The organism is Streptomyces sp. SCSIO 30461, assembly GCF_037023745.1.
Taxonomy (GTDB): Bacteria; Actinomycetota; Actinomycetes; order Streptomycetales; family Streptomycetaceae; genus Streptomyces.
Genome location: NZ_CP146101.1, coordinates 7,431,996 through 7,445,165, shown reverse-complemented (window position 1 = coordinate 7,445,165; position 13,170 = coordinate 7,431,996). Strand labels below are relative to the sequence as shown.

Annotated in this window: 10 protein-coding genes; all 10 read left to right on the top strand. The window is 69.3% G+C overall.

Annotation, left to right across the window (positions count from 1 at the left end; all coding sequences use genetic code 11):
• Positions 1 to 17: 17 nt before the first annotated feature.
• Genes nuoE through nuoN form a run of 10 tightly spaced genes read left to right on the top strand, consistent with a single transcriptional unit; the run spans position 18 to position 13,135 of the window.
• Positions 18 to 878, top strand: coding sequence for an NADH-quinone oxidoreductase subunit NuoE (nuoE, locus tag V1460_RS33445; protein WP_338678312.1), 861 nt, complete (start codon positions 18 to 20; stop codon positions 876 to 878).
• Positions 878 to 2,242, top strand: a complete 1,365-nt coding sequence (nuoF, locus tag V1460_RS33440; protein ID WP_338677332.1) for an NADH-quinone oxidoreductase subunit NuoF — start codon at positions 878 to 880, stop codon at positions 2,240 to 2,242. Before nuoE ends, nuoF begins: the two co-directional genes overlap by 1 nt.
• Positions 2,239 to 4,770, top strand: coding sequence for an NADH-quinone oxidoreductase subunit G (locus tag V1460_RS33435; RefSeq protein WP_338677331.1), 2,532 nt, complete (start codon positions 2,239 to 2,241; stop codon positions 4,768 to 4,770). The genes nuoF and V1460_RS33435 overlap by 4 nt, the downstream gene beginning before the upstream one ends.
• A gap of 32 nt (positions 4,771 to 4,802) precedes the next feature.
• Positions 4,803 to 6,146 carry an NADH-quinone oxidoreductase subunit NuoH gene (nuoH, locus tag V1460_RS33430; protein WP_338678311.1) on the top strand — a complete coding sequence of 448 codons (1,344 nt, stop codon included), beginning with the start codon at positions 4,803 to 4,805 and terminating at the stop codon, positions 6,144 to 6,146.
• The gene (gene nuoI / locus V1460_RS33425) at positions 6,139 to 6,780 is read left to right on the top strand and encodes an NADH-quinone oxidoreductase subunit NuoI (RefSeq protein WP_338677330.1); all 642 of its coding nucleotides are present in this window, start codon (positions 6,139 to 6,141) and stop codon (positions 6,778 to 6,780) included. Before nuoH ends, nuoI begins: the two co-directional genes overlap by 8 nt.
• Positions 6,777 to 7,697 carry an NADH-quinone oxidoreductase subunit J gene (locus V1460_RS33420; protein WP_338677329.1) on the top strand — a complete coding sequence of 307 codons (921 nt, stop codon included), beginning with the start codon at positions 6,777 to 6,779 and terminating at the stop codon, positions 7,695 to 7,697. The genes nuoI and V1460_RS33420 overlap by 4 nt, the downstream gene beginning before the upstream one ends.
• Positions 7,694 to 7,993, top strand: coding sequence for an NADH-quinone oxidoreductase subunit NuoK (nuoK, locus tag V1460_RS33415; RefSeq protein ID WP_338677328.1), 300 nt, complete (start codon positions 7,694 to 7,696; stop codon positions 7,991 to 7,993). Before V1460_RS33420 ends, nuoK begins: the two co-directional genes overlap by 4 nt.
• 14 nt (positions 7,994 to 8,007) lie before the next feature.
• Positions 8,008 to 9,912, top strand: a complete 1,905-nt coding sequence (gene nuoL, locus V1460_RS33410) for an NADH-quinone oxidoreductase subunit L (RefSeq protein WP_338677327.1) — start codon at positions 8,008 to 8,010, stop codon at positions 9,910 to 9,912.
• Positions 9,913 to 9,917: 5 nt separating this feature from the next.
• Positions 9,918 to 11,489, top strand: a complete 1,572-nt coding sequence (locus V1460_RS33405) for an NADH-quinone oxidoreductase subunit M (protein WP_338677326.1) — start codon at positions 9,918 to 9,920, stop codon at positions 11,487 to 11,489.
• Positions 11,486 to 13,135, top strand: coding sequence for an NADH-quinone oxidoreductase subunit NuoN (gene nuoN, locus V1460_RS33400; protein WP_338677325.1), 1,650 nt, complete (start codon positions 11,486 to 11,488; stop codon positions 13,133 to 13,135). Before V1460_RS33405 ends, nuoN begins: the two co-directional genes overlap by 4 nt.
• The last annotated feature ends 35 nt before the right edge of the window (positions 13,136 to 13,170 follow it).

Sequence of the window (13,170 nt, the reverse complement as noted above, 5' to 3'; positions counted from 1 at the left end):
CTGACGTCAGCCTGGGGATGCCCCAGCTCCCCGCACCCGACTACCCGGCCGACGTGCGGGCCCGGCTAGAGACCGACGCCAAGGCGATCATCGCCCGCTACCCGGACAGCCGCTCCGCGCTGCTCCCGATGCTGCACCTGGTGCAGTCGGAGGAGGGCCATGTCACCCGCACCGGGATGCGGTTCTGCGCGGAGCTGCTTGACCTGACCACGGCGGAGGTCACCGCGGTCGCCACCTTCTACACCATGTACCGGCGCAAACCCTCCGGCGACTACCAGGTCGGAGTGTGCACCAACACGCTGTGCGCGGTGATGGGCGGCGACGCCATCTTCGAGGAACTCAAGGAGCACCTCGACGTCGGGAACGGCGGCACCACCGAGGACGGCAAGATCACCCTTGAGCACATCGAGTGCAACGCGGCCTGCGACTTCGCGCCCGTGGTGATGGTCAACTGGGAGTTCTTCGACAACCAGACGCCGGAGTCGGCGCGCGGGCTCGTGGACGACCTGCGGGCCGGACGGACCGTCGAACCCACCCGCGGCGCCCCGCTGTGCACCTTCAAGGACACGGCCCGCATCCTCGCCGGCTTCCCGGACGAGCGACCCGGAGCCGTCGAGGCCGGCGGCGGCGCGGGCCCGGCCTCCCTGGTCGGACTGCGGCTGGCCAAGGGCGAGGCGCCGCAGCCGAGGGTGGTCCACCCGCGCGGCGCGGCGCACTCCGGTGAACCGCCGGCCGAGCACGTCGGCTCCGCGGAACACCTCAGCTCCCATGACGCACCGCAGCAGACGTCCGCCTCGGACCCCTCGCACTCCGCGGGCCCGGTAGCCGAGGGCTCCAAGGACATCGACGACCCAAGGGACTCCAAGGAGGGGGAGTGATGACCGTGTCCACCGATTACGGGCCTGAGGCCGACGGCGGGACGAGCCCCGAGAAGCTGCTCGCACCCGTGCTCTCGGCCTTCTGGGACGACCCCGAGTCCTGGACCCTGGCCACCTACCGGCGCCACGAGGGCTACGAGGGCCTGCGCAAGGCGCTCGCGATGACCCCGGACGACCTCATCGCCTACATCAAGGACTCCGGACTGCGCGGCCGCGGCGGCGCGGGCTTCCCGACCGGGATGAAGTGGCAGTTCATCCCGCAGGGGGACGGCAAGCCGCACTACCTGGTGGTCAACGCGGACGAGTCCGAGCCCGGGACCTGCAAGGACATCCCGCTGATGTTCGCCAACCCGCACTCCCTGATCGAGGGCATCGTGATCGCCTGCTACGCGATCCGCTCCCAGCGCGCCTTCATCTACCTGCGCGGCGAGGTCGTCCCCGTACTGCGCAGGCTGCACGAAGCCGTGCGTGAGGCCTACGAGGCCGGTTACGTCGGCCGGAACATCCTGGGCAGCGGGCTCGATCTCGACATCACCGTGCACGCGGGCGCCGGCGCGTACATCTGCGGTGAGGAGACCGCGCTCCTCGACTCACTGGAAGGCAGGCGCGGCCAGCCCCGGCTGCGCCCCCCCTTCCCCGCGGTCGCCGGTCTGTACGCGTGCCCCACTGTGGTGAACAACGTCGAGTCCATCGCCTCGGTTCCCGCGATCGTGCACCGGGGCAAGGACTGGTTCCGCTCGATGGGCACCGAGAAGTCCCCGGGCTTCACGCTGTACTCGCTCAGTGGCCATGTGGCGTCGCCCGGCCAGTACGAGGCGCCGCTCGGCATCACCCTGCGCCAGCTGCTCGACATGAGCGGCGGGATGCGCCCCGGCCACCGGCTGAAGTTCTGGACCCCGGGCGGCTCGTCCACCCCGATGTTCACCGACGAGCACCTCGACGTCCCGCTCGACTACGAGGGCGTCGGCGCCGCCGGGTCGATGCTCGGCACCAAGGCACTCCAGTGCTTCGACGAGACGACCTGTGTCGTGCGGGCCGTCACCCGCTGGACCGAGTTCTACGCCCATGAGTCCTGCGGCAAGTGCACCCCCTGCCGTGAGGGCACCTACTGGCTCGTCCAACTGCTGCAGGCCATCGAGAACGGGGCGGGCAGCATGGCGGACATCGACAAGCTCGCCGACATCGCCGACAACATCAACGGCAAGTCGTTCTGCGCGCTCGGCGACGGCGCCGCCTCGCCGATCTTCTCGTCGCTCGAGTACTTCCGCGGCGAGTACGAGCAGCACATCCGCGGCAGGGGCTGCCCCTTCGACCCCGCGAAGTCCACGGCCTGGGCCGACAGGGACCTGGAGGTGCCCGCATGACCGTCACCACGTCCGCCGCGTCCGCAGGCGGCGGCAACACCGCACCCCCGCCCGACGACCTGGTCGGTCTGACCATCGACGGTGTCGAGATCAGCGTGCCCAAGGGCACCCTGGTGATCCGAGCCGCTGAGCTGCTCGGGATCGAGATCCCGCGGTTCTGCGACCACCCGCTGCTCGACCCGGTCGGCGCCTGTCGACAGTGCATCGTGGAGGTCGAGGGCCAGCGCAAGCCGATGGCGTCCTGCACCATCACCTGCACCGACGGCATGGTCGTCAGGACCCAGCTCACCTCGCCCGTGGCCGAGAAGGCGCAGCAGGGCGTGATGGAACTGCTGCTGATCAACCACCCGCTCGACTGCCCGGTCTGCGACAAGGGCGGTGAGTGCCCCCTCCAGAACCAGGCCATGTCCCACGGGCAGGCCGAGTCCAGGTTCGAGGGCAGGAAGCGCACCTACGAGAAGCCGGTCAACGTCTCCGCCCAAGTGCTGCTCGACCGCGAACGCTGCGTGCTGTGCGCGCGCTGCACCCGCTTCTCCAACCAGGTCGCCGGCGACCCGATGATCGAAATGCTCGAACGCGGTGCGCTCCAGCAGGTCGGCACCGGCGAAGGCGACCCCTTCGAGTCCTACTTCTCCGGAAACACCATCCAGATCTGCCCGGTGGGCGCGCTGACATCGGCCGCGTACCGCTTCCGCTCCCGCCCCTTCGACCTGGTGTCGTCGCCGTCGGTCTGCGAGCACTGCGCGGGCGGCTGCGCGACCCGCACCGACCACCGGCGCGGCAAGGTCATGCGGCGGCTCGCCGCCGACGACCCCGAGGTCAACGAGGAGTGGATCTGCGACAAGGGGCGCTTCGCCTTCCGCTACGCCCAGCAGCGCGACCGCCTCGCCACGCCGCTGGTCCGCAGCAAGGAGACCGGCGAGCTGGAGACGGCGAGCTGGCCGGAGGCCCTCGAGGCCGCGGCCGCCGGGCTCGCGGCGGTGCGCGGCCGGGCCGCCGTGCTGACGGGTGGCCGGCTCACGGTCGAGGACGCCTACGCGTACGCCAAGTTCGCCCGGGTCGCCCTGGACACCAACGACATCGACTTCCGGGCCCGGGTCCACTCATCCGAAGAGGCCGACTTCCTGGCCTCGTCGGTGGCCGGGCGCGGTCGGGACCTGGTCCTGGACCGCAGGGGAGCCACCTACACCTCCCTGGAGAAGGCGCCCGCGGTGCTGCTCGCGGGCTTCGAGTCAGAGGAGGAGGCACCCGGCGTCTTCCTGCGGCTGCGCAAGGCGGCCCGCAAGCACGGCCAGCGCACCTACGCACTCGCCACACATGCCACCCGCGGCCTGGTGAAGGCGTCCGGGGTGCTGCTGCCCGCCGCCCCCGGCACCGAGACCGAGTGGTTGAACGCCCTGGCATCCGGGACCGGCCTGGACGCCGACGGCGGCGCGGCCGCCGAAGCGCTGCGCGCTCCCGGAGCCGTGATCGTGGTGGGGGAGCGGCTGGCCGGAGTGCCCGGCGCGTACACGGCGGCGCTCAGGGCAGCCACCGCAACGGGAGCCCAACTGGTGTGGATTCCGCGCCGGGCAGGTGAGCGCGGCGCCGTGGAGGCGGGCGCGATCCCGTCGCTGCTGCCCGGCGGCCGTCCCGCCACCGACCCGCGTGCCCGTGAGGAGACCGCGGCGGCCTGGGGCGTACGTGAACTCCCCCACCGCTACGGCCGCGACACCGGTCAGATCGTGGAGGCCGCGGTGACCGGCGAGCTGGGAGCCCTGGTCGTCGCGGGTGTGGAGGTCGCGGACCTGCCCGACCCGGCACGGGCACGTGAGGCGCTGGACGCGGTGGGCTTCCTGGTCTCACTGGAGCTGCGGCCGTCCGAGGTGACCGAGCGGGCCGATGTGGTCTTCCCGGTCGCCGCCGTGGTCGAGAAGTCCGGCACGTTCCTCAACTGGGAAGGCAGGGCGCGGCCCTTCGAGGCGGCGCTCAAGCCCGATCAGATGGCCCGGGCGCTGCCGCCGACGGACACCAGGGTGCTGCACATGCTCGCCGACGCGCTCGATGTGCACTTCGGGCTGCCCGATCTGCGGTCGGTGCGGCGGGAGATGGACCGGCTCGGCGCCTGGAGCGGCCCCCGCGCCGCCGGGCCCGTCGAGTCGGCCCGGCCGCTGCCCCGGCCCGGCGACGGCGAGGCGATCCTCGCGGGTCACCGGATGCTGCTCGACCAGGGGCTGCTGCAGCAGGGCGACGAGGCGCTGGCGGGCACCCGGCATGCGGCCGTGGCCCGTCTCTCCGCGGCCACCGCGGCCGAGGCCGGGGTCGAGGACGGCGACCTGCTGTCCGTCACCGGGCCCGCAGGGTCCGTACGACTGCCGCTCCAGGTGACCGCGATGCCCGACCGGGTGGTCTGGCTGCCGCTCAACTCGACCGGTGGCGGGGTGCCCGGTGACACCGGCGCGGAGCCCGGCCGGCTGGTCCGTATCGGCCCGGGCGACGCACCTGGTGCCACCGCCGCAGGCGACGACGTACCGGAGGTGCGTGCGTGAACCCGACCCTCCTCGCGGCCGAGGACCTCTCGATGTTCGGACGGGACCCCTGGTGGCTCGTCGTCATCAAGGCGGTCTTCTGCTTCGCGTTCCTGATGGTGACGGTCCTGTTCTCCATCGTCTGGGAGCGCAAGGTCGTCGCCTGGATGCAGCTGCGCATCGGGCCCAACCGGCACGGCCCCTGGGGCATGCTCCAGTCCCTCGCGGACGGCGTGAAGCTGATGCTCAAGGAGGACCTGATCGTCAAGCGCGCGGACAAGGTGGTCTACGTCCTCGCGCCGATCGTCGCCGCCGTCCCGGCGTTCATGGCGATCGCGGTGATCCCCTTCGGCCCCGCGAACGACGAGATCTCGATCCTCGGCCAGCGCACCACGATGCAGCTCACCGATCTGCCGATCGCGATGCTGTACATCCTCGCGGTGGCGTCGGTCGGCATCTACGGCATCGTGCTCGCCGGTTGGTCGTCGGGCTCGACGTATCCGCTGCTCGGCGGACTGCGTTCGTGCGCGCAGATGATCTCGTACGAGATCGCCATGGGCGCGGCCTTCGCCTCCGTCTTCCTCTACTCCGGGTCGATGTCGACCTCGACCATCGTGGAGGCGCAGGCGGACCGCTGGTACGTCCTGCTGCTGCCGGTGTCGTTCCTCATCTACATCGTGACGATGATCGGCGAGACCAACCGGGCGCCGTTCGACATGCCGGAGTCCGAGGGCGACCTCGTGGGCGGCTTCAACACCGAGTACTCGTCGATCAAGTTCGCGATGTTCATGCTCGCCGAGTACGTCAACATGGTCACCGTCTCGGCGGTCTCCGTGACCCTCTTCCTCGGTGGATGGCGGGCTCCGTACCCGATCAGCACGTTCTGGGAGGGCGCGAACCACGGCTGGTGGCCGATGCTCTGGTTCGTCATCAAGGTGCAGCTGCTGCTGTTCTTCTTCATCTGGCTGCGTGGCACCCTCCCGCGCGTCCGCTACGACCAGCTGATGAAGCTCGGCTGGAGGGTGCTGATCCCGGTCTCGGTGGTCTGGCTGATGCTTGTCGCGACCGTACGGGCGCTGCGCAACGAAGGCCGGGACTTCTCCCAGATCGTGCTGTACGTGGGCGCGGCGGTGCTCGCCGTGCTGCTGCTGTCCTTCCTGGTCGACCTCTTCCGGGGCAAGAAGGAGCGGTCCGGCCGGGCGACGGCCGAAGCAGCCGAGGCGGCCGCCGCCTTCGATCCGATGGCGGGCGGGTTCCCGGTGCCTCCGCTGCCCGGACAGGAGTTGCCGCCGGTGCCCCGCAGGCGCTCGCGCACCGACCGCGAGTTGATTGTCAGTGGTGGCCCCAATACTGACAGTGACGGTTCTCGTGACGGAAAGGAGGCTGACGGTGTCTGAGCAATCCCGAGATTCCGAGGGTGCGTTCCAGAACCCGGTCGCCGGCTTCGGCGTGACCTTCAAGGCCATGTTCAAGAAGCGGCTGACCGAGCAGTATCCGGAACAGCAGAAGACGACGGCGCCGCGCTTCCACGGCCGGCACCAGCTCAACCGGCACCCGGACGGGCTGGAGAAGTGCATCGGCTGCGAGTTGTGCGCCTGGGCCTGTCCCGCCGACGCCATCTATGTGGAGGGCGCGGACAACACCGACGAGGAGCGCTATTCGCCGGGCGAGCGGTACGGCAGGGTCTACCAGATCAACTACGCCCGCTGCATCCTGTGCGGGCTGTGCATCGAGGCATGCCCGACCCGCGCGCTCACCATGACCAATGAGTTCGAGCTCGCCGACAGCTCCCGCGAGAGCCTGATCTACACCAAGGAGCAGTTGCTCGCGGGTCTTGAGCCGGGCATGGTCGACTCCCCGCACGAGATCTACCCGGGCACCGACGAGCAGGACTACTACCGGGGCCTGGTCACCGGAGCCGCTCCCGGCACCGAGCGCCAGGTCGCCGTCTCCAAGGGGGAGACGGGCGAGCCGGGCGAGTCGCGTGGGGCCGAGGAGGGGCAGCAGAAGCCGGAGGGGGTCGACGTATGAACGCCGCGACTCTCGCCGCAGCCACCTCCACCGGGGAGGCCGTGCAGTTCTGGGTGCTGGGCACGGTCGCCGTGATCGGCGCGCTGTGCACCATCCTGATGAAGAAGGCCGTCCACAGCGCGCTCTGCCTCGCCGGGACCATGATCGTCCTGGCGGTCTTCTACCTGGCCAACGGGGCGTACTTCCTCGGCATCGTCCAGGTCGTCGTCTACACCGGCGCGATCATGATGCTGTTCCTGTTCGTCGTGATGCTGGTCGGTGTGACGGCCGCGGACTCCCTGAAGGAGACCATCAAGGGGCAGCGCTGGTTGGCCGCGGCCTGCGGCATCGGTTTCGGTGTGCTGCTGATCGCCGGAATCGCCAACGCGGCACTGGCTCCCGATGCCTTCGTCGGCCTCGGCGAGGCCAACGCGAGCGGCAACGTCCAGGGCATCGCCGCCCTCATCTTCACCAAGTACGTGTTCGCCTTCGAGATCACCGGAGCCCTGCTGATCTCGGCGGCGGTCGGAGCGATGGTGCTCACCAACCGGGAGCGCACGGAACGGGCCAGCACCCAGCGGGAGCTGGCCGCGCAGCGCGTCCGCGAGGGCAAGCACCTGCCGCCCCTGCCTGCTCCGGGTGTCTACGCCCGGCACAACGCGGTGGACATCGCAGGTCTGCTTCCGGACGGCACCCCGTCGGAGCTCAGCGTCAGCAAGACCCTGCGCTCACGCGGTCAGATCCGCGATGTGTCCGGCGAGGCGCTGAACGACCTGCGTGCGCTGGAGCAGCGTTCGGAGGAGCGCCTCGGCCGCTTCCTGGACGAGCGGGCCCGGGGCGAGCACGACCGCGATGTTCGGCGCGTCGGCGGAGGCAGCGAGAGCGGGCGCGATGCGGAGCACGACAGTCGGCGTGACGGAGAGGAGGCCAAGCGGTGAACCCGGTCAACTACATCTATCTCGCCTCACTGCTGTTCACCATCGGTGCCGCGGGTGTGCTGATCAGGCGGAACGCGATCGTGGTCTTCATGTGCGTCGAGCTGATGCTCAACGCCTGCAACCTCGCGTTCGTCGCCTTCTCCCGGATGCACGGCAATCTCGACGGCCAGATCATCGCGTTCTTCACGATGGTCGTCGCCGCCGCCGAGGTCGTGGTCGGGCTGGCGATCATCGTGTTGCTGTTCCGTTCCCGCCACTCGGCCTCGGTCGACGACGCCAGCCTGATGAAGCTGTAAGGGGTCGCAGACTCGTGGACAACGCAGAGAACCTGATCGCGCTGCTGATCGCGGCGCCCCTGCTCGGTGGGGCGGTGCTGCTGCTCGGCGGGCGCCGACTCGACCGCACGGGCCACTGGATCGGCACGGCACTGGCCGCCGCTTCCTTCGTCGTCGGCGTGGTGCTGTTCGCCGACATGCTCGGCCGGCCCGGCGACGACCGCACCCTGACGCAGCATCTGTACACCTGGATTCCGGTCGAGGGCTTCCAGGCGGACGTGGCCTTCCAACTCGACCAGCTGTCGATGACCTTCGTCCTGCTGATCACCGGGGTCGGCTCGCTCATCCATCTGTACTCGGTCGGGTACATGGAGCACGACGAGCGCCGCCGCCGCTTCTTCGGCTATCTCAACCTGTTCCTCGCGGCGATGCTCCTGCTGGTGCTCGCCGACAACTACCTGCTGCTGTACGTCGGCTGGGAGGGGGTCGGTCTCGCCTCTTACCTGCTGATCGGCTTCTGGCAGCACAAGCCCAGCGCGGCCACGGCGGCCAAGAAGGCCTTCCTGGTCAACAGGGTCGGCGACATGGGCCTGTCCATCGCCATCATGCTGATGTTCACCACCTTCGGGACCTTCGCCTTCGGGCCGGTGCTGGACTCCACGGGGAAGGCGTCCGAAGGCACCCTGACCGCGCTCGGGCTGCTTCTGCTCCTCGCTGCCTGCGGCAAGTCCGCCCAGGTGCCACTCCAGTCCTGGCTCGGGGACGCGATGGAGGGCCCGACCCCGGTCTCGGCCCTGATCCACGCGGCGACCATGGTCACCGCCGGCGTCTACCTGATCACCCGCTCCAGCGACATCTTCAACGCCGCACCCACCGCCCAACTCGCGGTGGTGACGGTCGGTGCGGTCACCCTGCTCTTCGGTGCGATCATCGGTTGCGCGAAGGACGACATCAAGAAGGCGCTTGCCGGTTCGACGATGTCGCAGATCGGTTACATGATCCTGGCGGCGGGCCTCGGCCCGATCGGGTACGCCTTCGCGATCATGCACCTGGTGACCCACGGCTTCTTCAAGGCGGGGCTCTTCCTCGGCGCAGGTTCGGTCATGCACGGCATGAACGACGAGGTCGACATGCGGAAGTTCGGCGGCCTGCGGAAGTACATGCCGATCACCTTCGTCACCTTCGGGCTCGGCTACCTCGCCATCATCGGATTCCCCGGCCTGTCCGGCTTCTACTCCAAGGACAAGATCATCGAGGCCGCGTTCGCCAAGGGCGGCACCGAAGGCTGGATCCTCGGCGGCGCGGCCCTGCTGGGCGCGGGGATCACCGCGTTCTACATGACGCGGGTGATGCTGATGACCTTCTTCGGTGAGAAGCGCTGGCAGCCCGACGAGAACGGCGAACCCCCTCATCCGCACGAGTCACCGCGGACCATGACCGCGCCGATGATCGTGCTGGCCTTCGGGTCGGTCTTCGCCGGCGGGCTGTTCTCCTTCCACGAATCGTTCGTCAAGTGGCTTGAGCCGGTGACCGGGTTCGAGCACGGCCACCCGCCGATCAGTGCCGGCACCGTCACCATCAGCACCGTCGCGGTGATGCTGATCGGTGTGGCGCTCGCCTATGCCCAGTACGGACGGCGCCCGGTGCCGGTGACCGCCCCGCGCGGCTCGCTGCTCACCCGGGCCGCCCGCCGGGACCTCCTCCAGGACGACTTCAACCATGTGGTCCTGGTCCGAGGTGGCGAGCACCTCACCCGATCGCTGGTCTACGTGGACCACACCCTGGTCGACGGGGTGGTCAACGGCACGGCGGCGTCCTTCGGAGGGCTCTCGGGTCGCCTGCGCAAACTGCAGAACGGCTACGCCCGCACCTACGCGGTCTCGATGTTCGGAGGTACGGCTGTGCTGATCGCCGCGACCCTGCTGATGAGGTCGGTGTAACTGTCATGTCCTTCCCGCTCCTTACAGCAGCAGCGGCCCTGCCCGCGGTCGGCGCGATCGCGACCGCGGCCGTCCCGGCCGGGCGCAAGACGGCCGCCAAGTGGCTGGCGCTGCTCGTCTCGCTCGGTACCCTCGTGCTCGCGGGGATCATCGCCGTCCGCTTCGAGCCCGGCGGCGACCGGTACCAGCTCGTCGAATCACACTCCTGGATCAAGGACTTCGGGGTGCGGTACGAGCTGGGCGTGGACGGCATCGGGGTGGCGCTGATCGCGCTGACCGCGCTGCTGATCCCGTTCATCATCCTGGCCGGCTGGCACGACGCCGATCCTCTGGAAACCAAGTCCAGCCGCTGGCGCCCGACTCAGGGCTTCTTCGCGCTGATCCTGTCGGTCGAGGCGATGGTGATCCTCTCCTTCGAGGCCACCGACGTCTTCCTCTTCTACATCCTCTTCGAAGCCATGCTGATCCCGATGTACTTCCTCATCGGAGGTTTCGGGGACCGGGCCCACGCGGGCAGCGACGAGAACGCGGCAGCCCAGCGCTCTTACGCCGCCGTGAAGTTCCTGCTCTACAACCTGGTCGGCGGGCTGATCATGCTGGCCGCGGTGATCGGGCTCTATGTCGTCGCCGGGAACTTCTCGCTCACGGAGATCGCCGAGGCCCGGGCGGCCGGGGACCTGGAGATGTCCGCCAACGTCGAACGGCTGCTGTTCCTCGGCTTCTTCTTCGCCTTCGCGGTGAAGGCGCCGCTGTGGCCGCTGCACACCTGGCTGCCCAACGCGATGGGGGAGTCGACCGCTCCGGTGGCCGTGCTGATCACGGCGGTGGTCGACAAGGTCGGCACCTTCGCGATGCTGCGCTTCTGCCTCGGCCTGTTCCCCGAGGCGTCGAAGTGGGCCACCCCGGTGATCCTCGCCCTGGCGCTGGTCAGCATCATCTACGGAGCACTGCTCGCGGTCGGCCAGCGCGACATCAAGCGGCTGGTCGCCTACGCGTCCATCTCGCACTTCGGCTTCATCATCATGGGCATCTTCGCGATGACCAGCCAAGGCCAGTCGGGTGCCACGCTCTACATGGTCAACCACGGCATCTCCACGGCGGCGTTGATGCTGGTGGCCGGCTTCCTGATCTCGCGGCGCGGCTCCCGGCTCATCGCCGACTACGGAGGGGTGCAGAAGGTGGCCCCGGTACTCGCCGGCACCTTCCTCATCGGTGGGCTCGCCACCTTGTCGCTGCCCGGACTCGCGCCGTTCGTCAGCGAGTTCCTGGTCCTGGTCGGCACCTTCGCCCGCTATCCGGTGGTCGGCATCATCGCCACCTTCGGCATCGTGCTCGCCGCGCTCTACACCCTGGTGCTCTACCAGCGCACCATGACGGGTCCGGTGAAGGAGGAGGTCCGGGCGATGCCTGACCTGCGGCCGCGTGAGCTGGCGGTGGTCGCACCGCTGATCGCGCTGCTGATCTTCCTCGGGTTCTTCCCGGCACCCCTGACGGAGATCGTCAACCCGGCCGTGGAGCACACCATGTCCGACGTACAGCAGAAGGACCCCCAGCCCGAGGTGGAGGCGGCCAAGTGAGCACAACTGCTGTCCACAGCCTGTGGACGACCGCTGCCGAGCCGCTGGCCGAGATCCCGGCACCGCAGATCGAGTACGCCCAGCTCGCGCCCACTCTGATCGTGGTCGGCGCGGCGATCGTGGGTGTGCTGATCGAGGCATTCGTCCCGCGAAGGGGGCGCTACCCCGCACAGGTCTTCCTGTCGGTGGTGGCGCTGGCCGCCGCGTTCGCCGCGGTGGTCGGGCTCGCCGCCGGAGGGTACGGCAGCACCAAGGCGCATCTCGCCGTGATGGGCGCCATCGCGGTCGACGGCCCCGCGCTGTTCCTCCAGGGCACGATCCTGCTTGCCTCGCTGGTCGCGATCTTCACCTTCGCCGAGCGGCGACTCGACCCGCGGGCGCACGGCAGCCATGTCGACTCCTTCGCAGCCCAAGCCGCCGCCGTACCGGGCGGCGACAGTGAGAAGGCGGCGGTCAAGGCGGGGTTCACCACCACCGAGGTCTATCCGTTGGCACTGTTCGCCGTCGCCGGGATGCTGGTCTTCCCGGCGGCCAACGACCTGCTGACCTTGTTCATCGCGCTTGAGGTCTTCTCGCTGCCGCTCTACCTGCTGTGCGCCCTGGCCCGCCGCAAGCGGCTCCTGTCGCAGGAAGCGGCCATGAAGTACTTCCTGCTCGGAGCGTTCTCGTCGGCGTTCCTGCTCTTCGGTATCGCGCTCGTGTACGGATACGCGGGCTCGGTGTCCTACGCCAGGATCGCCGACGTGGTCGACGGCACGGTCAAGACCATCGACCCCGCGCTCGCCGCCACCATGGGCAACGACGCGCTGCTGCTGATCGGTGGCGCGCTGATCCTGGTCGGGCTGCTGTTCAAGGTCGGCGCGGTGCCGTTCCACATGTGGACCCCGGACGTGTACCAGGGCGCACCGACCCCGATCACGGGCTTCATGGCGGCGGCCACCAAGGTCGCGGCGTTCGGGGCGCTGCTGAGGCTGCTCTACGTGGTGCTGCCGGGGCTGCGCTGGGACTGGCGGCCGGTGATGTGGGCGGTCGCCATCGTCACCATGCTGGGCGGCGCGATCATCGCGATCACCCAGACCGACATCAAGCGGCTGCTGGCCTACTCCTCGATCGCGCACGCCGGCTTCATCCTCGCCGGTGTCATCGCGGTCACGCCGGAAGGGGTCTCGTCGGTCCTCTTCTACCTGGTGGCCTACTCCTTCGTGACGATCGGCGCGTTCGCGGTCGTCACCCTGGTGCGTGACGCGGGGGGTGAGGCCACCCATCTGTCCAAGTGGGCCGGGCTCGGACGGCGCTCGCCACTGGTCGCCGCGGTCTTCGCGCTGTTCCTGCTGGCCTTTGCCGGTATCCCGCTGACCTCAGGCTTCTCCGGGAAGTTCGCGGTCTTCAGCGCGGCGGCCGAGGGCGGTGCGGGCGCGCTGGTCGTGGTGGGTGTGATCTCGTCCGCGATCGCCGCGTTCTTCTACATCAGGGTGATCGTGCTGATGTTCTTCAGCGAGCCGAAGCCCGAGGGGCCGACGGTGGCCGTGCCGTCGCCGCTGACGATGACCACCATCGGGGTGGGTGTCGCGGTCACCGTGGTGCTGGGTGTGGCGCCCCAGTACTTCCTCGATCTGGCCGGGCAGGCGAGCGTGTTCGTCCGGTAGCCGGTGCGCGAATCGGCCGGAGGCCCGGGTACCCC

Bases quoted from the DNA above. Each gene is read 5' to 3' on its own strand.
- nuoF (WP_338677332.1), top strand. From the start codon at position 878: ATGACCGTGTCCACCGATTACGGGCCTGAGGCCGACGGCGGGACGAGC.
- nuoE (WP_338678312.1), top strand. From the start codon at position 18: ATGCCCCAGCTCCCCGCACCCGACTACCCGGCCGACGTGCGGGCCCGG.
- V1460_RS33435 (WP_338677331.1), top strand. From the start codon at position 2,239: ATGACCGTCACCACGTCCGCCGCGTCCGCAGGCGGCGGCAACACCGCA.
- V1460_RS33420 (WP_338677329.1), top strand. From the start codon at position 6,777: ATGAACGCCGCGACTCTCGCCGCAGCCACCTCCACCGGGGAGGCCGTG.
- nuoH (WP_338678311.1), top strand. From the start codon at position 4,803: ATGTTCGGACGGGACCCCTGGTGGCTCGTCGTCATCAAGGCGGTCTTC.
- V1460_RS33405 (WP_338677326.1), top strand. From the start codon at position 9,918: ATGTCCTTCCCGCTCCTTACAGCAGCAGCGGCCCTGCCCGCGGTCGGC.